Source organism: uncultured Eubacterium sp., assembly GCF_945980375.1.
GTDB lineage: Bacteria > Bacillota > Clostridia > Oscillospirales > Acutalibacteraceae > Eubacterium_R.
This window is the reverse complement of sequence record NZ_CAMFQO010000025.1, coordinates 1-23197: the sequence shown is the minus strand read 5'-3', so window position 1 is coordinate 23197 and position 23197 is coordinate 1. Positions and strand designations below refer to the sequence as shown.

The 23197-nt window shown below is 43.4% G+C and carries 21 protein-coding genes and 1 tRNA gene; 5 read left to right on the top strand and 17 right to left on the bottom strand.

Annotated features, from left to right (window positions below):
* The first annotated feature begins 27 nt into the window (after positions 1 to 27).
* Complete coding sequence (gene nrdG / locus Q0P34_RS06915) at positions 28 to 582, top strand: anaerobic ribonucleoside-triphosphate reductase activating protein (protein ID WP_366783806.1); 555 nt, start codon at positions 28 to 30, stop codon at positions 580 to 582.
* 51 nt (positions 583 to 633) lie between these two features.
* On the opposite strand, the gene gap is transcribed toward nrdG, so the two are convergent.
* From gap to Q0P34_RS06885, 6 genes are all read right to left on the bottom strand, one after another.
* Positions 634 to 1647 carry a type I glyceraldehyde-3-phosphate dehydrogenase gene (gap, locus tag Q0P34_RS06910; protein ID WP_294954764.1) on the bottom strand — a complete coding sequence of 338 codons (1014 nt, stop codon included), beginning with the start codon at positions 1645 to 1647 and terminating at the stop codon, positions 634 to 636.
* Positions 1648 to 1814: 167 nt separating this feature from the next.
* Positions 1815 to 2852: a radical SAM family heme chaperone HemW gene (gene hemW, locus Q0P34_RS06905; RefSeq protein ID WP_294954761.1), complete on the bottom strand. Its 1038-nt coding sequence runs from the start codon at positions 2850 to 2852 to the stop codon at positions 1815 to 1817.
* Between the two features lie 8 nt (positions 2853 to 2860).
* A complete protein-coding gene (gene typA, locus Q0P34_RS06900) occupies positions 2861 to 4696 on the bottom strand; it encodes a translational GTPase TypA (RefSeq protein ID WP_294954759.1) in 1836 nt (611 codons plus the stop codon).
* A 13-nt stretch (positions 4697 to 4709) separates the two neighbouring features.
* Positions 4710 to 6392, bottom strand: a complete 1683-nt coding sequence (locus Q0P34_RS06895; RefSeq protein WP_294954757.1) for a glutamine--tRNA ligase/YqeY domain fusion protein — start codon at positions 6390 to 6392, stop codon at positions 4710 to 4712.
* The gene (gene gltX / locus Q0P34_RS06890; protein ID WP_294954755.1) at positions 6393 to 8054 is read right to left on the bottom strand and encodes a glutamate--tRNA ligase; all 1662 of its coding nucleotides are present in this window, start codon (positions 8052 to 8054) and stop codon (positions 6393 to 6395) included.
* Between the two features lie 158 nt (positions 8055 to 8212).
* Positions 8213 to 8674 (bottom strand): GtrA family protein, encoded by a 462-nt coding sequence (locus Q0P34_RS06885; RefSeq protein WP_294954749.1) that lies wholly within the window; start codon positions 8672 to 8674, stop codon positions 8213 to 8215.
* A 137-nt stretch (positions 8675 to 8811) separates the two neighbouring features.
* On the opposite strand from Q0P34_RS06885, the gene Q0P34_RS06880 reads away from it, so the two are divergent.
* Positions 8812 to 9024, top strand: coding sequence for a DUF1653 domain-containing protein (locus Q0P34_RS06880; RefSeq protein WP_294954743.1), 213 nt, complete (start codon positions 8812 to 8814; stop codon positions 9022 to 9024).
* A gap of 132 nt (positions 9025 to 9156) precedes the next feature.
* Here the strand turns inward: Q0P34_RS06880 and Q0P34_RS06875 are convergent, their stop codons facing one another.
* The 7 genes from Q0P34_RS06875 to Q0P34_RS06845 are packed head-to-tail and all read right to left on the bottom strand — an operon-like array spanning position 9157 to position 15506.
* The gene (locus Q0P34_RS06875; protein ID WP_294954740.1) at positions 9157 to 9570 is read right to left on the bottom strand and encodes a F0F1 ATP synthase subunit epsilon; all 414 of its coding nucleotides are present in this window, start codon (positions 9568 to 9570) and stop codon (positions 9157 to 9159) included.
* A 12-nt stretch (positions 9571 to 9582) separates the two neighbouring features.
* On the bottom strand, positions 9583 to 10965 hold the full coding sequence (gene atpD, locus Q0P34_RS06870) for a F0F1 ATP synthase subunit beta (protein ID WP_294954737.1): 1383 nt from the start codon (positions 10963 to 10965) through the stop codon (positions 9583 to 9585).
* A 21-nt stretch (positions 10966 to 10986) separates the two neighbouring features.
* Complete coding sequence (gene atpG, locus Q0P34_RS06865) at positions 10987 to 11883, bottom strand: ATP synthase F1 subunit gamma (protein ID WP_294954735.1); 897 nt, start codon at positions 11881 to 11883, stop codon at positions 10987 to 10989.
* A complete protein-coding gene (gene atpA / locus Q0P34_RS06860) occupies positions 11876 to 13864 on the bottom strand; it encodes a F0F1 ATP synthase subunit alpha (protein ID WP_366783808.1) in 1989 nt (662 codons plus the stop codon). Before atpA ends, atpG begins: the two co-directional genes overlap by 8 nt.
* A gap of 22 nt (positions 13865 to 13886) precedes the next feature.
* Positions 13887 to 14375, bottom strand: coding sequence for a F0F1 ATP synthase subunit B (atpF, locus tag Q0P34_RS06855; protein WP_294954730.1), 489 nt, complete (start codon positions 14373 to 14375; stop codon positions 13887 to 13889).
* A gap of 40 nt (positions 14376 to 14415) precedes the next feature.
* Entirely contained in the window at positions 14416 to 14643 is a 228-nt protein-coding gene (gene atpE / locus Q0P34_RS06850; protein WP_294954728.1) for an ATP synthase F0 subunit C, read from the bottom strand.
* Positions 14644 to 14678: 35 nt separating this feature from the next.
* Positions 14679 to 15506 (bottom strand): FoF1 ATP synthase subunit a, encoded by an 828-nt coding sequence (locus tag Q0P34_RS06845; RefSeq protein WP_294954725.1) that lies wholly within the window; start codon positions 15504 to 15506, stop codon positions 14679 to 14681.
* A gap of 361 nt (positions 15507 to 15867) precedes the next feature.
* On the opposite strand from Q0P34_RS06845, the gene proS reads away from it, so the two are divergent.
* Both proS and galE read left to right on the top strand, forming a co-directional pair.
* Positions 15868 to 17310 carry a proline--tRNA ligase gene (gene proS, locus Q0P34_RS06840; RefSeq protein WP_294954723.1) on the top strand — a complete coding sequence of 481 codons (1443 nt, stop codon included), beginning with the start codon at positions 15868 to 15870 and terminating at the stop codon, positions 17308 to 17310.
* A 55-nt stretch (positions 17311 to 17365) separates the two neighbouring features.
* Complete coding sequence (gene galE / locus Q0P34_RS06835) at positions 17366 to 18382, top strand: UDP-glucose 4-epimerase GalE (protein WP_294954722.1); 1017 nt, start codon at positions 17366 to 17368, stop codon at positions 18380 to 18382.
* 44 nt (positions 18383 to 18426) lie between these two features.
* Here galE and bsh read toward each other — a convergent pair whose 3' ends face one another.
* From bsh to Q0P34_RS06815, 4 genes are all read right to left on the bottom strand, one after another.
* Positions 18427 to 19407 carry a choloylglycine hydrolase gene (gene bsh / locus Q0P34_RS06830; protein ID WP_294954719.1) on the bottom strand — a complete coding sequence of 327 codons (981 nt, stop codon included), beginning with the start codon at positions 19405 to 19407 and terminating at the stop codon, positions 18427 to 18429.
* Between the two features lie 72 nt (positions 19408 to 19479).
* Positions 19480 to 19566: transfer RNA gene (locus tag Q0P34_RS06825), tRNA-Leu, on the bottom strand.
* Between the two features lie 107 nt (positions 19567 to 19673).
* Positions 19674 to 20891 (bottom strand): class II aldolase/adducin family protein, encoded by a 1218-nt coding sequence (locus tag Q0P34_RS06820; protein WP_294954717.1) that lies wholly within the window; start codon positions 20889 to 20891, stop codon positions 19674 to 19676.
* A 74-nt stretch (positions 20892 to 20965) separates the two neighbouring features.
* Positions 20966 to 22450: an aminotransferase class III-fold pyridoxal phosphate-dependent enzyme gene (locus Q0P34_RS06815; protein ID WP_294954715.1), complete on the bottom strand. Its 1485-nt coding sequence runs from the start codon at positions 22448 to 22450 to the stop codon at positions 20966 to 20968.
* 265 nt (positions 22451 to 22715) lie between these two features.
* On the opposite strand from Q0P34_RS06815, the gene Q0P34_RS06810 reads away from it, so the two are divergent.
* On the top strand, positions 22716 to 23197 hold a 482-nt coding region (locus Q0P34_RS06810), incomplete at its 3' end, for a TetR/AcrR family transcriptional regulator (protein ID WP_294954712.1).

Genomic DNA, 23197 nt, shown 5'->3' with positions numbered 1-23197 from the left:
TAATGTGATATAATATAAAAAACAGCAATGCTGAAAGGCTACGGTGATTTTATGAACTGGGCAGAAATAAAAACAAACGATATTGCAAACGGCGAGGGCGTCAGAACATCGCTGTTTGTTTCGGGTTGCAGGCATCACTGCAAAAATTGCTTTAACGAGGTAACATGGGATTTTGGCTACGGCAATCTTTTTACCGAGGAAACCATGGAGCAAATCTTCGAAAGCGTAGACCACGAATGGATAAACGGTATATCTCTGCTTGGAGGTGAGCCCTTTGAGCCTGAAAACCAAAAGGTGCTTGTTCCGTTTTTGGTAATGTTCCGCGAGCGATTTCCGGACAAAACCGTTTGGTGCTACACGGGCTTTACTATTGAGCAAATCCTCGGCAGTACCGAAGAAAAAAGCCGTGCTGCAACTGACATCAGCAAGGAAATGCTGTCGCTGATTGACGTTTTGGTGGACGGGCCGTACTGTGAGGAGCTCCACTCCATAACTCTAAAGTTCAGAGGCTCATCCAACCAAAGAGTAATAGACATAAAAAAATCCATTGCAAACAAAAAAATCGTTCTGTATCTTGATTAACGCAAAAATAAAAAGCACCCCCAAGGGTGCTTTTTATTTTGTGTTAGTTTATTAGCCAAGCTCTGAGAAGTACTTGATTGTTCTAACCATCTGTGATGTGTATGAGTTCTCGTTGTCGTACCATGAAACAACCTGAACCTCATAAAGATCCTCACCGATAGGAAGAACCATTGTCTGAGTAGCATCAAAGAGTGAGCCGTATCTCATACCAACTATGTCTGAAGATACGATTTCATCTGTGTTGTAGCCGAATGACTCTGTTGCAGCAGCCTTCATAGCAGCATTGATGCCGTCAACTGTGATGTCCTTGCCCTTAACAACAGCTGTAAGAATTGTTGTTGAACCTGTTGGAGTAGGAACTCTCTGTGCAGAGCCGATAAGCTTGCCGTTGAGCTCAGGAATAACAAGGCCGATAGCCTTTGCAGCACCTGTTGAGTTAGGTACAATGTTTACAGCAGCTGCTCTTGATCTTCTGAGGTCGCCCTTTCTCTGAGGACCGTCAAGAGTCATCTGATCGCCTGTGTATGCGTGGATTGTGCACATAATACCGCTCTGGATTGGAGCAAAGTCGTTGAGAGCCTTTGCCATAGGAGCAAGGCAGTTTGTTGTGCAAGATGCAGCAGAAATAACTGTATCTTCAGCTGTAAGTGTGTCGTGGTTTACATTGTAAACGATAGTAGGAAGGTCGTTGCCTGCAGGAGCAGAAATAACTACCTTACGAGCACCTGCCTTAATGTGAGCAGAAGCCTTTTCCTTTGATGTGTAGAAACCTGTGCACTCAAGTACAACGTCTACACCAAGCTCGCCCCAAGGAAGTTCTGAAGCGTCAGCCTTTGCATAAATCTTAATTTCCTTGCCGTCAACGATGATTGAATCGTCAGTAGCTGATACTGTATCAGCAAGAGCATACTTACCCTGTGATGAATCATACTTCAAAAGATGAGCAAGCATCTTTGGGCTTGTAAGATCGTTGATTGCAACTACTTCGTAGCCTTCTGCGCCGAACATCTGACGGAAAGCAAGACGACCGATACGGCCAAAACCATTAATAGCAACTTTTACCATTGGATTATACCTCCGAAAAATTAATTTAATAAATTGCTTTATTATTTTATTGCACTATTATTTTATACTCTTTATGGCTAATAATCAAGAAAAATCTGTATTTTTTACAGATTATACAAAAACTGTATATATACCCAACATATATTATGTTAATTTTGTGACAATCACTAAATCAGCATATTGATAATTGTATTGGAAACAAGCATTCCCTTGGGGGTAAGAGCAATTCTGTCGCCCTTTTCTTCAATATATCCCATACCGACAAGCTTGGAATAATCGGCACTTATCAACGATTTTTCAACACCCTTGTTAAGACGCAAACCAAGCATAATACGCTCTGTCTGTGCGCCTCCCTTTCCGTCATCAATTTTGTTCCACTCGCTGTCATAGTAAAATCGTCTGCCGTTCCAAAGGCTGTGAGCGGATTTGCCTATGCCCAAATACTCAACAAGAGTCCAATATTTTGTATTGTGCCTGCTCTCGAAGCCCGGTACGGAAAAATTACTTATTTCGTATTGCTTAAATCCTGAAGCGTCCAAAGCACTTACGGTTTTAAGGTACATTTCGCTTACCGTGTCGTCGTCAGGCAATTCAAGTCTGTTCCTCATTTCGTAAAACTTAGTGCCCTGCTCAAGCTTGAGCATATAAGCCGACACATGCTTTACACCCGTATTTTTTATGAAATCTATGGAACAATCAAGTGATTCAACGGTTTGCTTGGGTGTGCCGAGCATAAGGTCAAGACTTATGTTTTCAATGCCTGCTTTTTTTGCACAGACTATTGCCCTTTCAACCTCTGCCCTGCCCGCCGACCTGCCGAGAGCAAACCGTTCCTTATCAACTGCACTTTGCATACCGAGGCTTATACGGTTTATACCGTATGACGCATATCTTTTGAAATCCTCAGACAAATCCTTTGACGGATTACATTCTATCGTTATCTCCGAGCGGTCATCTATATCAAACTGCTCTTTTGCACAGGACAATATCCTGCCAATCAGCGCCGGCTCCAATATACTCGGTGTTCCGCCACCAAAATAAACAGTATCAAAGGAGCCTTGATACTGTTTCATTGTGTTACATATTTGTTGGACGTACTGTTCAGCCAAGGCTTCGTCATACCTTACGCTGTAAAAATCACAGTACGGACACTTGCTTTTGCAAAAAGGGATGTGAAAATACAACCCTGCCTGCTCGTTGTTCATAATACAAATCAGCCTCGTTTAGCTTTGTTTTCTGCCTTTAGTCTTAATTCCTTGCTGAGAATTGTTTTGCGCAGACGGATTGACTTTGGAGTGACCTCCAAAAGCTCGTCATCGGCAAGAAATTCCATACTCTGCTCAAGCGAAAGAGTGGTGGGCGGTACAAGCTTAAGCGCTTCGTCGCTGCCGCTTGCGCGTGTGTTTGTAACATGCTTTTTCTTGCAGACATTACAAACAATATCCTCGTCCTTGGCACATTCGCCGACTATCATACCCTCATAAACATCTACGCCCGGACCGACAAACAAGCGTCCTCTGTCCTGCGTATTCCACAAACCGTAGCCTGTTGTTGTGCCTGTTTCGTGCACCACGATTGAGCCACGGCTTCTTGTTTCAATATCTCCGTGCCATTCCTCGTACCCTGCAAAAAGCTGATTCATAATACCGTTACCGTTGGTATCGGTCAAAAACTCGCTTCTGTATCCGATAAGACCGCGTGATGGGATTTTGATTTCCATATGAGTCATACCCGTAGGGCGTGTGTCCATATTAATCATTTCGCCCTTGCGTGAGCAAAGCTTGGTCATAACGGCACCGACATACTCCTCCGGCACCTCGATAATTGCTGTTTCCATAGGCTCAAGCACCTTGCCGTCGGCATCCCTTTTAACGATAACCTGCGGACGTGACACCTGAAATTCGTAGTTTTCTCTTCTCATTGTTTCAATGAGGATAGACAGATGAAGCTCACCGCGTCCCGACACCTTAAAGGTATCCATAGAGTCGGTTTCCTCCACGCGCATTGAAACGTTGGTTTCTACCTCCTTGAACAGTCTGTCACGCAGATTACGGGATGTAACGTACTTACCCTCTCTGCCTGCAAACGGTGAGTCATTAACGATAAAGTTCATACTGATAGTGGGCTCGTCAATCTTTACAAACGGCAACGGCTCAATATGCTCGGGGTCGCACGCAGTTTCGCCTATATTAAGGTCTGCTACGCCTGCAACGGATACAAGGTCTCCGAACGATGCAGTAGGGCAATCCTTTCTTGCAAGCCCCTCAAATTGATAAATCTTTGAAAACTTTATGTTTTCCTGTGTTCCGTCCTGACGGCAAAGAACATAAGGAGTGTTTACCTTTATTGTGCCGCGCTCCACTCTGCCCACGCCTATTCTGCCTACATAGTCGTCATATTCAAGCGAAGAAAACAAAATTTGAGCAGGACCGTCCGGATCACCGACAGGTGACGGAATATGCTCTAAAATAGCATCCAAAAGCGGACGCATATCACCCTCGCGTACATTGGGATCAAGCGATGAATAGCCGTTTCTTGCAGAAGCATATACAACCGGAAAATCTATTTGGTCATCGTCTGCACCAAGCTCAATAAACAAATCGAGAACCTCATCAATAACCTCCTCCGGTCTTGCACCGTCGCGGTCAACCTTATTGACAACAACAAGAGGAGTTTTATGTAGACCGAGTGCCTTTTTAAGAACAAATCTTGTTTGCGGCATACAGCCCTCAAATGCATCAACCAACAGCAAAACGCCGTCTACCATTGTAAGAATACGCTCTACCTCGCCGCCGAAATCCGCGTGTCCCGGAGTATCAACAATGTTGATTTTTGTATCCTTATAATGAATTGACGTGTTTTTGGAAAGGATGGTAATTCCTCTTTCCTTTTCCAAATCATTTGAGTCCATTACTCTTTCCTGAACAATCTCATTATCACGGAAAATACCGCTTTGGTGAAGCATCTCGTCCACAAGGGTTGTTTTGCCGTGGTCAACGTGAGCAATGATCGCAATATTTCTTATATCTTTTCTTTCCTGTTTTGCCACAATAATGCCTTCTTTACTTCTTTTTGTTAAAGCTGTCTCTGAGCTGAACTGTTCTGTTAAACACAAGAGAATTTTCCCTGCTGTCTTGGTCTGTACAAAAATAGCCTATACGCATAAACTGAAATCTGTCGCCCGGCTTTGTGTCTGCCAATGCACGCTCTACATAAGCGGTTCTTGTTTCAAGCGAATCGGGATTAAGGTTGTCCTCAAATGAGCCGACGCCCTCCTCGTCGCTTGGGTTTTCTACATTGAACAGGCGGTCATAAAGCCTAACCTCTGCCTTGTTGTTATCACCTGAATATACCCAGTGAATAGTACCTCTAACCTTTCTTCCGTCGGGAGTATCACCGCCAAAGGTCTCTGGGTCATATGATGCGTGAACAGCAACAACCTCGCCGTTTTCGTCCAAATCATAGCCTGTGCAGGTTACGCAGTAAGCCTTGTAAAGCCTAACCTCGTTGCCAACGAACAAACGACGATACTTGCTTATAGGCTCTACCATAAAATCGTCGCGCTCTATCCAAAGCTCCTTGCCGAACGGAATTGTACGCTTGCCGAATTCCTCATGGTCGGGATGATATTCTACCTCAAGCTCCTCAACCTTATCGTCGGGATAATTGTCAATAATGAGCTTAATGGGATCAACAACTGCCATAGCTCTCTTTGCATTTCTGTTAAGGCTGTCGCGAACGCAGCTTTCAAGCATGGCAAAATCGATAACGCTGTATGCCTTTGAAACACCGATTTTGTCGCAGAAATCACGGATTGCATCGGCAGGATAGCCACGACGACGCATACCGCTGATGGTTGCCATTCGAGGATCGTTCCAGCCGTCAACAATGCCGTCCTGAACAAGCTTTAAGCACTTTCTTTTAGATGTGAGTGTATAGTTCAAATTCATCCTTGCAAACTCAATCTGTCTTGGCTTTTCACCGTCAACACAGTTGTTGCAAACCCAATCGTAAAGAGGTCGGTGATTTTCAAATTCAAGTGAGCAAAGTGAATGAGTAACCCTTTCGCACGCATCTGAAAGAGGGTGTGCAAAATCGTACATAGGATAAACGCACCACTTGTCGCCCGTTCTGTGATGATGTGCATACATAATGCGGTAAATGATAGGGTCACGCATATTCATATTAGGTGAAGCCATATCTATCTTGGCACGAAGTACCTTTGAGCCTGCCTCAAATTCTCCGTCTGTCATTCTTTGGAAAAGGTCAAGGCTCTCTTCAATAGGTCTGTCACGGTAGGGGCTGTTTTTGCCCGGCTCGGTAAGTGTGCCGCGACTCTCTCTGATTTCATCGGCGGTAGACTCATCAACATAAGCAAGTCCTTTTTTGATGAGCTTTACCGCACATTCGTAAATATAATCAAAGTAATCGGATGCAAAATATACATTGTCCCAATCAAAGCCGAGCCACTTAATGTCCTCCTTGATAGCGTCTACATATTCTGTATCCTCCTTGGTTGGATTGGTATCATCCATACGAAGATTGCAAACACCGTTGTACTTATTCTTTACACCGAAGTTAATGCAAATAGCCTTAGCGTGTCCGATATGAAGATAGCCGTTTGGCTCCGGAGGAAAACGGGTTTGTACTCTGGAGTATACTCCCTCTTCCAAGTCCTCATCAATAAAATCGTGAATGAAGTTTTGAGATACGGTTTCCTCTTCTTTAATTTCATCAACTGCCATTTACATTGCCTCCTTATAGTATTCTAATGCCGAATTAAGCCTTGCCTTAACTGTATCCTCGCCCAAAAGAGCTGTTATGGCAAACAAATCGGGTGTGTTGGTTCTGCCTGTAAGAGCCACACGGATAATTGTTGAAACATCACCTACGTGACCTGCAAACCTTTCAGGCTCTGCCTTGTATTCCTTAACGTTAGGTGTGCAGTCAACAAGCGGACAAATGTCCTTAATCCTGCCAAACCAAGTATCCTTATCGTCGTCAAGGTTTACTGCCTTTAGGTATTCCTCAATAACCTTTACTGCAAGAGTGGGTGTCGCGTTGCCGTTAAGCTCGTAGCAGGGTACAAAGGTTTCATCGTACATATAGCTTACGTAATCCAAAACATCGCTCCACTTTGCAATATCCTTACGAGGCTTTTTACCCTCGCGGTCAATGTTAAGAATTGCTGTTGCCTTTGCCGTGTCCTGTGCAAAAAGCTCTGCAAGCCTTGGCTGATATTCCTTTGCCCACGCATATGCAAGGTCAAACACCTGCTTTGCAGGCATAAGCGATATTACATTTTTTGACACATCGGTAAGTTTTACCAAATCAAACAAGGCGCCCGACACGCTCATTTTTTTCAAGTTGAACGGGAATTTATCTATATCCTCGTCCTTGTTCATCCTGCGCCAATCCTCAAAATTTGAATTGGCAAGAGTCATCATATATTCGTTTACGCTTTGCTGAGGATATCCCTCCTCGGCATAATATGTTACTGCTGCTTCGGGGTCTTTTCTTTTTGACAGCTTGCGCTTGCCGCCGTTTTCCTCTTTCATTATAGGAGAAACGTGAGCATATTTAGGTGGCTTAAAGCCAAGCACCTTGAACAGCTGGAGATGAATGGGAACGGAAGAAATCCACTCGTCACCCCTTACAACATGGGTTGTGCGCATAAGGTGGTCGTCAACTGCGTGTGCAAAATGGTATGTCGGTATTCCGTCCGATTTGAGAAGCACAATGTCCTGAACATTCTCCGGCATTTCGATTTTGCCCTTAATCATATCGTCAAAATAACATTTTTTATCAAGCTCACCCGGTGATTTAAGACGAAGAGTCCAGCTCATACCCGCGTCAATATTGGCTTTAATTTGGTCAAGGGTAAGGTCTCTGCATTTTGCATACCTGCCCCAATAGCCCTTGATGCTGTCATTTTCCTGCTCGGCACGGATTGAATCAAGCTCCTCGGCAGAGCAAAAGCAAGGATAAGCAAGCCCCTGCTCTACAAGTGACTTTGCATAGGCTTGGTAAATATCTACCCTTGCGCTTTGATAATACGGTCCGTAGTCGCCTATCTCTTTGCCGTCACCTACAACGCCCTCGTCGGCATTTATGCCGTAAACCGACAGACCCTTTAGCATAACGTCAATAGCGCCGTCAACCTTTCTCTTTTGGTCGGTATCCTCAACTCTTACATAAAAAACACCGTCTGTGGCTTTTGCGGTTTTGTATGATACCATACAGGTAAACAAATTGCCAAAATGCAAAAATCCGGTAGGGCTCGGTGCAAATCGGGTTACCCTTGCGCCCTCCTTAAGCTGTCGTGGCGGATAAAGCTCCTCCATATCCTGCGGAGTTTTTGTAATATTCCCAAACAAAAGCTGTGCTAATTCTTGAAATTCAGTCATATTTTCTCCCTAAAAAATCAAAGTTTACATAAAATTACAGTTTATTATCTCACAAATCGCAAGGATATTCAACATTAATTTATATATTTATTAAAACAAAGCATAAAAAATATACAATTATCACACTCTCTTTTTGTACAAAAAATAAAAGACCGAAATTAATCGGCCTTGTTTTTGAATACTATAAGCTTTGAAAAAACGTAATTCAAAATTACAATAATAAAGGAAACGACAATTTTTGAATATATGCCCTCGGTAAACAAAATGCCAAAGGAAATGTGCATTTTTTCAAAAACAGTGTAAAACAAGTTATCAAACGACAGCTTTACAAGTACGGGTACAAAAACAATTTCCAACACCCCCGTTGCACCTCTTGATGCAAAAAACGAGCCTGCCTCCTTGAGCACCAATTTGGCATTCCAGCTTTTTGACTCAAACACCCAAAGCTTATTTGTGATGTATGCAAAAAGCACTGCACACACCCAGCTGATAAGGTTTGACCAAAACACAGGCATTTTACAAATATTTACAAGCAATGTATAGCTGCCCCACGACACAACGGTGGTAAGTACACCGAACACAATATACAAAATAAATTCCTTGTTAAAAAGCTTTTTCATACCAAACTCAAAATCCTTGTATAAAAATTTCAATTATGGTATAATTCTATCACAAAGACTATTTTCGGTCAAGATAAAGACAGATAACAATATGGATTTTTCTTTAATCATACCCTGCTACAACGAGGACATCGGCAATGGAAATTAAGCTTGGAAAATACAGACACTTTAAGGGCAACGAATACGAGGTTATCGGCATTGCAAGGCACAGCGAAACGCTTGAGGAAATGGTTGTTTACAGGGCATTGTACGGTGACGCAGGAATTTGGGTTCGCCCTGCAGAAATGTGGAACGAAACAGTGGAGCGTGACGGTAAAGCATTTCAACGCTTCACATATATTGATGAATAAAGGGGTTTCGGTAATATTTATCCCCTCAGTCACCTACGGTGACAGCTCCCCTTTATTGCATAAAAGGGGCGCCAAGTACAACCCCTATTATTAACAAATCTAAAGGCTACCGAAAAATCGGTAGCCTTGTTTTTATATCTGATGCTTGTTTTTAATTTTAAGTCGTTCCATTGCACGAGAAAGATTTGCTTGTGTTACGTAATACTCATTGATTGATTTTTGCTGACGAAGCTCCTCTGCCGCTCTTTCGGCTGCCTCCTCGGCTCTGCGCTTATCAATCTCTTCCGGCAGCTCAACAGAGATACACACAAGGTTAGCCTGATTATTTATAAACTCCAAAAATCCCGAGCCGACAAACGCCTCTGTTACATTGCCGTCGGCATCTGTTAGCTTCATTTCACCAAACTCAATAGGTGCAACCGTGTTTTCGTGCCTTGCCAAAAAGCCGCATAGTCCCTCGCCTGCAACAGGCACAACAAGGCTTTGAGCCTCGCCGTCAAAAAACACCCTGTTTGAAGAAACAATCTTTAGCTTAAATGTATTCATACCCAATCACCGTTAAAGTGTTTTTGCCTTTTCCTTTGCTTCGTCAATAGTTCCGACATTGAAAAATGCCATTTCCGGAAGGTCATCAACCTCACCGTCAACGATAGCCTTAAAGCCCCTTACAGTTTCCTTAATAGGAACATAAACACCCTTAAGACCCGTAAAGTTTTCGGCAACGTGGAACGGCTGTGACAAAAACTTTTCAATCTTTCTTGCACGGAATACGGAAAGCTTATCCTCGTCGGACAGCTCCTCCATACCGAGAATTGCAATAATATCCTGAAGCTCCTTGTACTTTTGCAAATACTCCTGAACCTTGCAGGCAACCTCATAATGCTCCTGACCTACGACATCGGCCTCAAGAATTCTTGAATTTGACTCAAGCGGGTCAACAGCAGGATAAATACCCTTTTCAACAATTTTACGCGAAAGAACGGTTGTTGCGTCAAGGTGTGCAAAGGTGGTTGCAGGCGCCGGATCGGTAAGGTCGTCGGCAGGAACATACACAGCCTGAACAGATGTGATTGAGCCGTTTTTGGTTGATGTAATTCTTTCCTGCAATTCGCCGACATCGGTGGCAAGGGTGGGCTGATAGCCTACCGCAGACGGCATTCTGCCCAAAAGTGCAGATACCTCCGAGCCTGCCTGAATAAATCTGAAAATATTGTCAATGAACAAAAGAACATCCTGGTGCTCTCTGTCACGAAAATACTCTGCCATGGTAAGACCGGTTTGAGCAACCCTCATTCTTGCTCCCGGCGGTTCGTTCATTTGACCGAAAACAAGGGCGGTTTTGTTAATAACACCCGACTCCTTCATTTCGTTCCAAAGGTCGTTACCCTCTCTTGAACGCTCACCCACACCGGTAAAAATTGAATATCCTCCGTGCTGTGTTGCAACGTTTGTGATAAGCTCCTGAATAAGAACGGTTTTACCAACACCCGCACCGCCGAACAAGCCAATCTTTCCGCCCTTTTGATAAGGTGTAAGCAGGTCGATAACCTTAATACCGGTTTCCAAAATCTCAACCTCTGATGCCTGCTCGTCAAAGCTTGGAGCCTTGCGGTGAATGGACCAATGCTCCTCGTTATCCAAATTTTCCAAATCATCTATGGTGTCGCCGACAACATTAAAGAGTCTGCCCAGAGTTTTTTCTCCTACGGGCACCTTGATGGAATCACCCGTTGCGACAACCTGCATATCCTTGTACAAGCCCTCGGATGCAGCAAGCATAATGCAACGAACCGTGTTGGAGCCGATATGCTGGGCTACCTCCATAACAGCACGTCTGCCGTTATTTTGCACCTCAAGTGCCTCCTTAATCTTGGGCAAATCACCGTCAAACTGTACATCAACAACAGGTCCCATAACCTGTGTAATTTTTCCGTAATTCATAACTTATTACCTTCCAAAAGGTTATTTAGCATTTTTAGCAGACTGCTTCGCTCCGCCGCAAACCTCGCTGATTTCCTGCGTGATAGCCGCCTGCCTTGCTCTGTTAAACTGAATGGACAAATCCTTAATCATGGTGCTTGCACTGTCAGATGCATTTTGCATAGCCATCATACGAGCATTATGCTCACTGCAATAGCTTTCTACAAGTGCACCGTAAATATAGCCTGCAACGTAGCTTGGAGCAATGGAATCAAACGCAGTTTTTGCATCGGGCAAAAAGGTTGCATCGTCATAATGCTTAACAAGCTCGTTATTTTGCACATTGATTTTTTCTTTTCTTAACGGAAGAAGTCTTTTGCTGACAGCCTCAACCGTCATTGAATTTACCATTCTGGTATATATTACATAAACCTCGTCTATCTTTTTATCAAGGAACATAGACACGATTTTTTCACTGATATGCCTTGCTCGGTTAACCGTCGGATTTTGGGCGGTATACTTAAAGTTTATATCAATAGGTATATCACGCTTTTCAAAAAAGTGACGTCCGAGCTGACCGACAACGAACAGCATATTGTTGCAACCGTCATCAACCGCACATTTTTCCGCAAGCTTTATGATGTTGTGGTTATATGCGCCCGCCAATCCCTTGTCAGCCGTGATAACAAGATATGCAATTACCCTGTCATCGCCTGTTTTTTCGGGTCTTTCGTCAAAATAACGGGAGCCAACCTCAGGTGCGGTATCCAATATTTTTGCAAGCGAATCCTGAATCATATAGAAATAAGGCTCTGTATTCTTCAGGTCGCGCCGTGCCTTTTGAAGCTTTGATGAGGACACCATATACATAGCATTTGTAATTTTCATGGTGTCCTTGATAGACTTAATTCTGCCTTGAATTTCTCTTGCGTTAGCCATTATAAGCCTTTCCGAATTCATCAAACACAGATAGAATTGATGCCTTCAAATCGTCATCAAGTACCTTCTGTGTATCAATTTCAGCCAAAATATCGCTGTGATGATTTTCAAAATATTCGAGTATTTCACCCTGATACTTCTTGATTTCACCCTTTGGAACATCTACAAATTTTTTGCCGATAGCGCCGACAAGGGTAACAACCTGCTGTGCAAGCGACATAGGATGAGTAAGAGGCTGCTTAAGAAGCTCCATAAGACCGGAGCCGTACATAAGCTGACGCCTTGTATCGTCATCCAAATCGGAAGAAAACTGGGTGAATACCTCCATTTCCCTAAACTGTGCCAAATCAACACGAAGCGAGCCTGCTGCCTTTTTCATTGCCTTTGTTTGAGCCGCACCGCCTACACGGGATACGGACAGGCCGACATTTACGGCAGGCCTTTGACCTGAAAAGAACAGGTCGCTTTCAAGATAAATTTGACCGTCGGTAATAGAGATAACATTGGTTGGAATGTATGCCGAAACGTCACCCGCCTGAGTTTCGATAATAGGCAGGGCCGTAATTGAGCCGCCGCCGAGCTCATCACTCAAACGGCTTGAACGTTCAAGCAATCTTGAATGTAGATAAAATACATCGCCGGGATAAGCCTCACGTCCGGGCGGTCTTTCAAGAAGCAACGAAATTGCACGGTAAGCAACGGCGTGTTTGCTCAAATCATCGTATACGATAAGGCAATCCTTGCCCTTGTACATAAAGTATTCTGCCAATGCTGTTGCCGAATAAGGCGAAATGTACTGAAGCGATGCCGAATCGGACGCAGTTGAGCACACAACAATTGTGTAATCCATAGCACCGTTTTTCTTGAGAGTGCTTACAAGCTTTGCAACGGTAGATGCCTTTTGACCGATGGCATTATAAACACATATGGTATCCTTGCCCTTTTGATTGATAATTGTATCAATAGCGATAGAGGTTTTACCTGTTTGACGGTCACCTATAATAAGCTCTCTCTGTCCTCTGCCGATAGGGAACATGGAGTCGATAGCAAGAATACCGGTTTCCATAGGCTTTGATACCGACTTTCTGTCAACAATAGACGGAGCAGGCTGTTCAAGCATACGGTAATCGTTTGCATCAATATCACCCAAGCCGTCAATCGGCTCGCCGAGTGCATTAACAACTCTGCCGACAAAGGCGTCACCCACAGGCACACCTGCCATTCGGTTTGTTCGCTTAACTCTTGTGCCCTGATGAATATCCTCATCCGAGCCGAACAAAATACATCCGACAGAGCTACTGTTAATGTTTTGCACCATACCCTTTGTGCCGTCCTCAAAAACAATAATCTCGCCGTATCTTGCCGTGCCGAGTCCAACAACGGTTGCGATGCCGTCGCTGACCTTAACGACCTGACCGACCTCCTCGCCCTCGTGGGTTTGCTTAAATGATTTAATATCCTTGCGCAATGCCTCAAGCACAGCCTTGTTATCGCCTGTGCTTTCCTTTGCGGTACGCATTATCTGTGCCTTAATAGACTGCATTTTTTTCTTCAGGCTAAAGTCGTATTCCTTGCCCTCAACCGCAATCACAAAGCCACCGATAAGAGATGCGTCCTTTTTAACATCCACCTCTACGCTGCTGCAATTCATCTCCTTGCAAACAAACGCCTTGATTCCGTCAAGCTGCTTTTCATCCGGCTCGGTGGTACAGCTAACGGTTGCGTGGATAATGTTATTCTGTCTGTCAAGCTCAACGATATATGCACTGATAATGTCCTTTAGGTCTGTGCATTGACATTCTGCCGAAAGTGCACCCATAAACTCCCTTACGGACGGCGAAAACAAATCATTGATAACCTGCTGCTTTTCATCAGCGGAATAGTTTGGATTGTTAAGAGCCTCCAAAAGCTCGTCACTACTCTGCACAAGCCTTAACGCATCCTCAAGGCTTGCAACGCTGATTTGAGATGAAAGCAGCATTTTGATATATGACTCTTGATTTTTAATCATTACTTTCACTGCTTTCACTTAAAAATTCGTTATATATATCCGCGTCGGTTTTTGCGCTCACGCTTTCGCCGACAACCTTTTCTGCTGTTTCCATAGCAAGCCTTGCAATTTCCTCCTTAACGTCACGACGGGCATTCTCCGTTTCCTGCTCGATTTGACGCCTTGCATCCTGCTTAAGCTTTGCTACATCATCATTTGCTTTTTCCAAAATCCTGTTATATTCAACCTTTGCCTTGCCTCTTGCATCGGAAATAATACCCTGTGCCTCAAGGTCGACATTCTTTATTCTTTCCTCGTAATCCGCAAGCTTTTCGTTTGCCTCGTTTACGGTATCCTCTGCCTGCTTAAACTGACCGTCAAGCATTGCACGTCTGCCTTCGATAGCCTTTTTGATAGGCTTAAACAAAAACAGCCTCATCAAAACAAAGAATATAATTAGGTTGAAAACTGTCCAAAGCAAATTAAAATCAAACTTTAACATTTGCCGATTTCCTTTCAGTAATACTTAATTGTGCAAACAGTTACTTTAACATAAAGATAATAAGAATTGCACCGATTAAGCCGTAAATAGCCGTAGCCTCTGACAAAGCAGCGCCCAAAATAAGAGTTGTTTGAATTTTGTTTGCAATTTCAGGCTGACGAGCCTGTGCCTCTACTGCCTTACCTGTTGCGATACCGATACCGATACCTGCGCCGATTCCACACAAAAGTGCAATACCTGCACCGATTGCAATAATTGTTCCTGTCATAATATTTATCTCCTTAAATTAATTATTAACTATTACTAAGCCGTAGCTTTAGCTTCCTTTTTTGCCTGCTTTTTTGCAAGCCTTTCTGCCTTTTTCTGAGCCTTGCGAAGCTTCTTTGCCTCCTTTGGCTCCTCCTCGGCTTCCTCAACAGCCTCCTCCAAGTAAATAGCTGTTAGGAACACAAAGATGTACGCCTGCAAAAGACCGTCGAACAAATCAAAATACAGGCTGAACACTGCCGGTACACCAAGCTTTGTAAACGGAACCGCCTTGATAAGCTCCATAATGGTAAAGGCTGCGATAATATTACCGAAAAGTCGCATACAAAGCGAAAGTGGCTTGGTAAATATCTCGAGTATATTAATAGGTGTAACAATCCATACAGGCTTTGTAAACGCCTTCAGCCTACCCTTTATTCCCTTGTCCTTAAACGCACAGTACTCCACAAGCACAATGGTTGTGAGTGCCATAGCCAGAGTAACCTGCATACTTTTTGTCGGGGGCTTAAATCCAAACAGCCCTATCATATTTGATATGCCTATAAACAATGCCATGCTCATAAGCCAAGGGATATATTTTTCTACCTTTTCGCTCATAATGGTTTTGAAAAAGCTCTCTGCCTTTTCGTAGCACATTTCAAGCAAAAGCTGTCGCTTTGAAATTTCTCCCTCAATTTTGAAGCCCCGAGTAAGAATTATCGCCAGCACCGTCATAACGGCAATTATTATCCACGATACAACCGTGCCCTCATCAAAGCCGATATGAACACCTGCAACATCAAAGCCGAACACTTCGTCAATATTAAGCTGATTTTGCAGCTCCTCCTGCAAATTGACACCCATATTAATCGGTGCTATTGCCATCATCACGCCTCCGTTCCTTTTTATTAGCATTGCCGATTGTTAAAAAATCGACAACCTGCTTTAACTCTCATTATATACACATACCCATTTTTTTGCAATAGAACAAGCTCATATTTTTGCCCAACGCGTTATAAAAATAAGGCAAAAAAGTTTAGATATTTTGTGCATTTTTATACCAATGGTTATGACATTTTTTACCATTTGTATAAATTTGCGCTTTTACGATAGTCCTACATGTATTATGTGCAATAAAAAACGCTCGTCATACAAATAATGGTTTACTTTTTTACGGATTTAATATATAATAAAAGGCTGAAACAGATATACGGTATGGTATTAAGAATAAATGGGAGATTACATTATGGCAAATAATCAAAAGAAAATGGTTGATGATATTACATCAATGGATGAGGATTTTGCTAAATGGTATACTGATGTATGCAAAAAAGCAGAATTGGTAGAATACACAAGTGTTAAGGGCTGTATGGTTATCAGACCCTACGGCTACGCTATTTGGGAAAACATTCAGCGTATTCTTGACGGAATGTTTAAGGCAACAGGTCACGAAAATGTTTGTATGCCGATGTTTATACCGGAGTCACTTTTGCAAAAGGAGGCAGACCACGTTGAAGGCTTTGCACCTGAATGTGCTTGGGTAACATACGGAGGCAACGAAAAGCTTGAGGAGCGTCTTTGCGTAAGACCTACAAGCGAAACCCTGTTCTGTGAGCATTTCAGCAACATTGTTCATTCTCACAGAGATTTGCCAAAGCTTTACAATCAGTGGGTATCGGTTGTAAGATGGGAAAAGACAACCCGCCCGTTCCTTCGTTCAAGAGAATTTTTGTGGCAGGAGGGACACACCCTGCACGCAACACCTGAGGAGGCTATCGAGGAAACCGAAAGAATGCTTGGCGTTTACACAAAATTCTGCCAAGAGGACCTTGCAATACCGGTAATTCAGGGACAGAAAACGGAAAGCGACAAGTTTGCCGGTGCAGAAAGAACATACTGCATTGAGGCGCTTATGCACGACGGCAAGGCCTTGCAGGCAGGTACAAGCCACTATTTCGGCGACGGCTTTGCAAAGGCATTTGACATTCAGTTTTCCGACAAAAACAACAAGCTGCAGTATCCGCACCAAACATCTTGGGGCGTTACAACCCGTCTTATCGGTGCTATCATAATGACTCACGGCGATGACAACGGCCTTGTTCTTCCGCCTGCCGTTGCACCTATTCAGGCAATCGTTATTCCTGTTGCACAGCACAAAGAGGGTGTACTGGACGCTGCCAACGAGCTGTGCGACAGACTCAACAAGGTTTGCCGTGCAAGAATTGACGACTCAAACAACACACCGGGCTGGAAATTTGCAGAGTACGAAATGAAGGGCGTACCTGTAAGAATTGAGCTTGGCCCAAGAGATATTGAGGCAGGTCAATGCGTTGTTGTTACCCGTCACAACAGAGAAAAGACTGTTGTTGCTCTTGACGAAATCGAAACAGTAATTACTCAAAAGCTCGAGGAGGTTCGTCAGGGCATTTACCAAAAGGCTCTTGAAAACAGAGAAAGAAGAACATATATCGCTCATAATATGGACGAAATCACCGAGGCTCTTAACAAAAACGGTGACGGCTTTGTTAAGGCTATGTGGTGCGGCGACGAGGAATGTGAGGACAAGGTTAAGGAGATCACCGGCGTCGGCTCACGTTGCATCCCGCTTGAGCAGGAAAACCTTGGCGACACCTGTGTGTGCTGCGGCAAGCCTGCAAAGCATATGGTATATTGGGGCAAGGCATACTAAAAAGAATTTTTGGTATGCAAGGCTTAATATAAAAAATAATTTTTAGGAGGCTACTATGTCAGTTTTAGTTACAGGCGGACTTGGATACATAGGTTCGCACACCTGCGTAGAGCTCATTAACGCAGGCTTCGATATTGTTGTAATTGATAACCTTTACAACTGCAAAAAATCATCATACGACAGAATTAAGGCTCTTGTCGGAAAGGACTTTCCGTTTTATCAGGTAGACATCAGAGACGCAGAGGGCTTGCAAAAGGTTTTTGATGCAGAGCAAATTGACAGCGTTATCCACTTTGCAGGGCTCAAGGCTGTCGGCGAAAGCTGTGAAAAGCCTCTTGAATACTTTGATAACAATGTTACAGGCACACTTGTTTTGCTTGATGTTATGCGTAAAAACGGTTGCAAAAAGATTGTATTTTCATCATCTGCAACAGTTTACGGAATGAACAACGTTTCTCCGCTTACGGAAACAATGGAGGTTGGCGGTGTAACGAACCCATACGGCAGAACAAAGTACATAATTGAATGTATGCTCAAGGATGTTTGTGCAAGCGACAGCGATTGGAGTGTTTGCCTGCTTCGTTACTTTAACCCTATCGGTGCTCACAAAAGCGGTACAATGGGCGAAGACCCTAACGGTATTCCAAACAACCTTATGCCGTATATCACACAGGTTGCTATCGGCAAGCGAGCAGAGCTCGGCGTGTTCGGTGATGACTACGATACCCCCGACGGCACAGGTGTAAGAGATTACATTCACGTTGTTGACCTTGCACTCGGTCACCTCAAGGCAGTGGAAAAGGTTAGAGCAGACAAGGGATTGTTTATCTACAACCTCGGCACAGGTATCGGATATAGCGTGCTTGATGTTGTACATGCATTTGAAAAGGCAAGCGGAGTGACAATTCCTTACTCAATCAAGCCACGCAGACCGGGTGACATCGCAACCTGTTACAGCGATCCTTCAAAGGCTCTTGCAGAGCTTAATTGGAAGGCCGAAAGAGGAATTGAAGAAATGTGCGAGGACTCTTGGAGATGGCAAAGCCAAAATCCAAACGGCTATCCGGACTAATAAATTATAAAAAAGCCGTCTTGACTTGCGTCAAGACGGCTTTTTTAGTTTTGAAAGAAGAAATCTTCCTTATCAATTAATTCATATGCAACAAGCTCTGTGCCGTCAAGATTTTCCCTATGCATATCAACTGCATTAATTTTGTGGCAGTTATATGTGGTATAATAGTAAATCCCCTTATCTGCGTTACAGCAGGAGGTGTAAATAGTCACCTCGTACTTCCCCTCCTCAACCTCGCAGCAGCCTCGTTGCTGGTCTACGGAATTAAGGATATGAAAGAACTGCCCAACACTTGCCTGCTCGCTGTCGTCGGATATGGAATTAAGCTTTGTAAACGCAACCCTTGCAAATCGTGACGGTGAAGACAAATCGCCCGGCAATCCGATTGCACCCATGCCTCTGCTGTAATATTTCAAATCAACATTATCATTGTTGCCCAAGCATTTTTCCGGTTGCTTCGGCGAAAGCGACATATACCTGTTCATCATAAACATTTGAATGTCAAACGGAGGATTGTTTGTAAGCACGCCTATGGGGTTATCATAAATGTGCATACCGTCTGCCATACATTCAAGGGTTATGCAATCGTTCCTGTCGCAAATGATGTAATGAAGCTGTGCAACAGGCAAATGCTCGTTATACGGTGTGTCTGTAATATTAATATTTTCAAGCAGGCTCCTAACCTCTGTCATATCCTTGCACTGACACAGTATCCACGAAATAAGCTCAAACTGTGCAACATTTTGCCTGTCACTGCAAGGCTTTGAATAAACCGCATTGCCAACAAAATTAAGGCCTGCCATACACACTCCCTTTTCGTTAACTGCGTCATAAAAAAGCGGATAATCATCAACAATATGTGCCATACCTATAATAGCATAATGACTGTTGATTGTTCCCTGATGTCTAAAATTAAGCTCGTAATTTCTCGGTGCAACAGTAATGCTGTCACCGTATGAAAACTCATAATCAAGAGTTCTGCCAAAATAAAAATCCTTTGTTTTATATGTTGCAGCAGTACACATAGCATCAATCTCCTTTATTATATATTATCCCCGATAATAATAAAAAAATGACAAGGCTCAAAACCTTGTCATTGGTGCCGGCGGTGGGACTTGAACCCACACACCCAAACGGATAACAGATTTTGAGTCTGTCTCGTCTGCCAATTCCGACACGCCGGCAAATCAACATTGATATTATATAAAATAGATGCATTAAAGTCAATACCTTTTTAGAATAAAGTCAAAAGTAAAAACACCGCAAGCGGTGTTTTTACTAATTTGATGTATTATTTTTTGTCAATTTGCTTGCTGTATTTTGCAAGGTAAACGGTTCTCATAAGGAAACATTCTGCCTTTGGAACATAGTGTGAACGGTTGAAAATGTCACAGTCAATCTGTGCGGCAGCGCCCTTATCCATAATAATATCAAGAGCCTGAAGGTCGCCGTCATTATTGCCTGTAATCATAGCACCCATACCCTGAATCAGCACTGCGTTTCTGCCGTTGATTGCATCTGCAACCTCCTTTGCGCACTCATCTGTGTCACCGTCAATCCAAGGAACGCACTTAACATCAAGACCAACGATTTGTGCAAAATCGTCAATCATCGGCTCCATAGTTTCATCAAGGCAGGATACAGCAACCACATCGGGAGTTGCCATATGCTTAATCATAGTGACATCCTCTGTGTTGTAGATAGCTCTATGGATTTTCTCTACCTTTGGAGCAATGCCGTTAATGCCAAGACCTGTTTCAAGGTCAACATCAACTGATTTACCGCCGACAGTCAAAGTAAATGTATTGCCGTTTCTTACCGATGAGCCAAGGTCGCAAATCTCTGCCGGCATTTCGCCTGCGTCGTGCTTCTTGAGGTAATATGCACGTCTTGCGTCATCTGAATATACAGTATCCCAAGAATGACGAAGGTAGTTATCCTTAATTACCTTTTCACAGCACTTTTCAAGATTTTCTGCGATAGCAAATGCATTGTCATAATCGTCACCCATAACAAGTGTGCCGTGATGCTTAAGCATAATTGCACGGCATCTTGGGTTCATTTGAATGCACATTTCTACCTTTTTGCGCAATGACTCGGTTGTAGACATAGCGTATTCGGCGCAAGGAATCTTGTCACCGAGAACGCCCTTGAACTCGTCATATACATTTCTGATTTCCATACCTGTGATAGAAACGATTGTTGCTGCTCTTTGATGAGTGTGGATAACAAAATCAACAGTTGGATGGTGACGGTATGCAGCTGCGTGAACACCCTTTTCGGATGACGGCTTAATATCGCCCTCGTGTGAGCAATCCTCAATGTTCACAACAACGATTTCCTCAGGAGTGAGGTCCTCATATGCTCTGCCTGACGGAGTGATAACAAACTGAGTGTCGCTGATACGGGCAGAAACATTACCCCAGGTACGAGCAATAAGACCGGTTTGTACCAATCTTTTACCGGCTTCAACAACTAATCTTTTAGCTTCTTCAATTTCGTAAGCCATAATTTTCCCCTTATTTATTCAATATTTATAGTGACAAAACGGGCGGTTATGCACCGCCCCATTTATGTCGTTAATTAGTAATCAATCTTTTCACACTTTGAAAGAACCTTGTCAAATCTTCTGATGCACTCGTCGATGTCCTCCTCGGTGTAAGCACTTGAGGTGTACAAACGTGAGCCTGCAAGAGTAACAAGACCTTCTGCCATATAAGCAGCGCCCATATACTGCATTTCTGTTTGACGGATGCCTGTTTCCTTAAGAACTGAAGGAATAGTCCAAGGCTTCTTCCAATTTACTCTAAAGTGCATTGTTGCAACTGTATGTAGCTGACAAATAGAACCAACATTGTAGCATACGAACGGAAGGTCATATTTCTTGATAGATTCATTAAGTCCCTTAACAAGTCTGTCAGCCATTTGACCTGCAACCTGGCACGCATTTCTCTTTTCAATTTCGCAAATTACTGTGTAGCCTGCGCAGCATGAAAGCGGAGTAGCAGCCATTGTACCGCCGCACATAGCCTTATGAATCTTCTTGCCCTCTGCCTTATCAAGACCGGCACCAAGATATTTCATAACCTCTCTGTGACCGCCGATACCGCCTGCACCCGGATAACCGCCTGCGATAATCTTACCGAAGATTGTAATATCAGGATCAATACCATAGTAGCCCTGAGCACCTGACAAACCGATACGGAAGCCTGTAACAACCTCGTCACAAACGAGAAGAGCACCATACTTACGGCAAAGTGCCTGAACACCCTTAGGGAAGTCCTTATCTACCGGACGGGTTGCTGATTCAGGACCGCATGGCTCAATAAATACAGCAGCTGTACCACCGCGGAACTTGTTGATGATAAGCTTCTTCTCAAGGTCCTTAAGGTCGTTAGGGAAGAATTCCTGTGTGTGCTTGAATACAAACATAGGAACACCGTGTGACTGAAGGTTAAGTGTACCCGGTACACGCATACCCCAAGCAAGCTGATCTGACCAGCCGTGGTAAGCACCGCCCATCTTAATGATGTTCTTATGACCTGTTGCAAGACGAGCAACACGAACAGCACACATACAAGCCTCTGTACCTGAGCCAAGCATACGGAACATTTCTACTGACGGTACACATTCGCTGATTTTCTTTGCAAGCTTATATTCATAAGGATGGAACAAGCCTGTTGAAGGACCGCAGTCATCAAGAAGCTCCTTAACCTTTTCCTTAACAACATCATCGTTTGAACCGATAATTGTCGGACCGCCTGCCTGGAGGAAGTCAAAATATTCGTTGCCGTCAATGTCCCAAAGCTTATTGCCCTTTGCCTTTGTCATAACAATTGGGAATGGGTAGTTGAATGCAAGGTTGTGCTGTACGCCGCCCGGAATGACATTCTTTGCCTCGGTAATCATTTCCTTAGACTTTTTGCACTTCTTGTTAAAGTATTCTTCCTCATACTCCTTAAGTGCGGCTCTGTTGATAGAATAAATTGGTTTTTTGATCAATGCATCAAGCTGTGCAGTAAGCGCAGCAGCGTTAGGATACTCTGTAATAGCGAATCTTGTATCCATATAAATTTCCTCCTTAAAACTTTAGGTGAGTGGCTACTCACTAATTAATTGGTGAGCCTCTACTCACACTTTTTACAAGTTTAGTATATCACATTTTACTGATTTGTCAACTTTAATGTTTGAAATTTTTAGTTATTTTTGTTGCAATGCACAATGAAAAATGGTAATATACCTTTAGTGAATTAATGCTCACCAAAGGAGATTTGGAGTATTTGCACAAACAAAATTTTAACATTTTGTGCAAGGCTACAAAATCAATATTTTTATGTTTGAGAAAAGATACAAGGAAGCCTTTGACAGAGCCTCAACCGAGCGTAAGGAAAAAATCCTCGAGGTCGGAATTGAGGAATTTGCTTCCAAGGGATATGAAAATGCTAACATTAATATAATTGCAAAAAATTCGGGTATAAGCATTGGCTTGATGTACAAGTATTTCAACACCAAGGAGGATTTGTTCATAACCTGTATTCAACGGGGTATGTCTATCCTTGAGGAAGCTGTTGACGAAATCATTAAAAGCAACGACTCGCTTATCGTAAAGGCTGAAAAGCTGATACGCACAACCTGTCGCCTCAGCCAAACACCCGAAAATGCAAATTATGTTAAGCTGTACAACGAAATAACATCTGAACGAAACTGCGAAAAAGCAAAGGAATATGCAAGGGCTATCGAGGAGCTGACCAGCCGAAAGTATATAAAATGTATTACCGACGCGTTGGCAAGCGGAGATTTAAGGCAGGATATGGA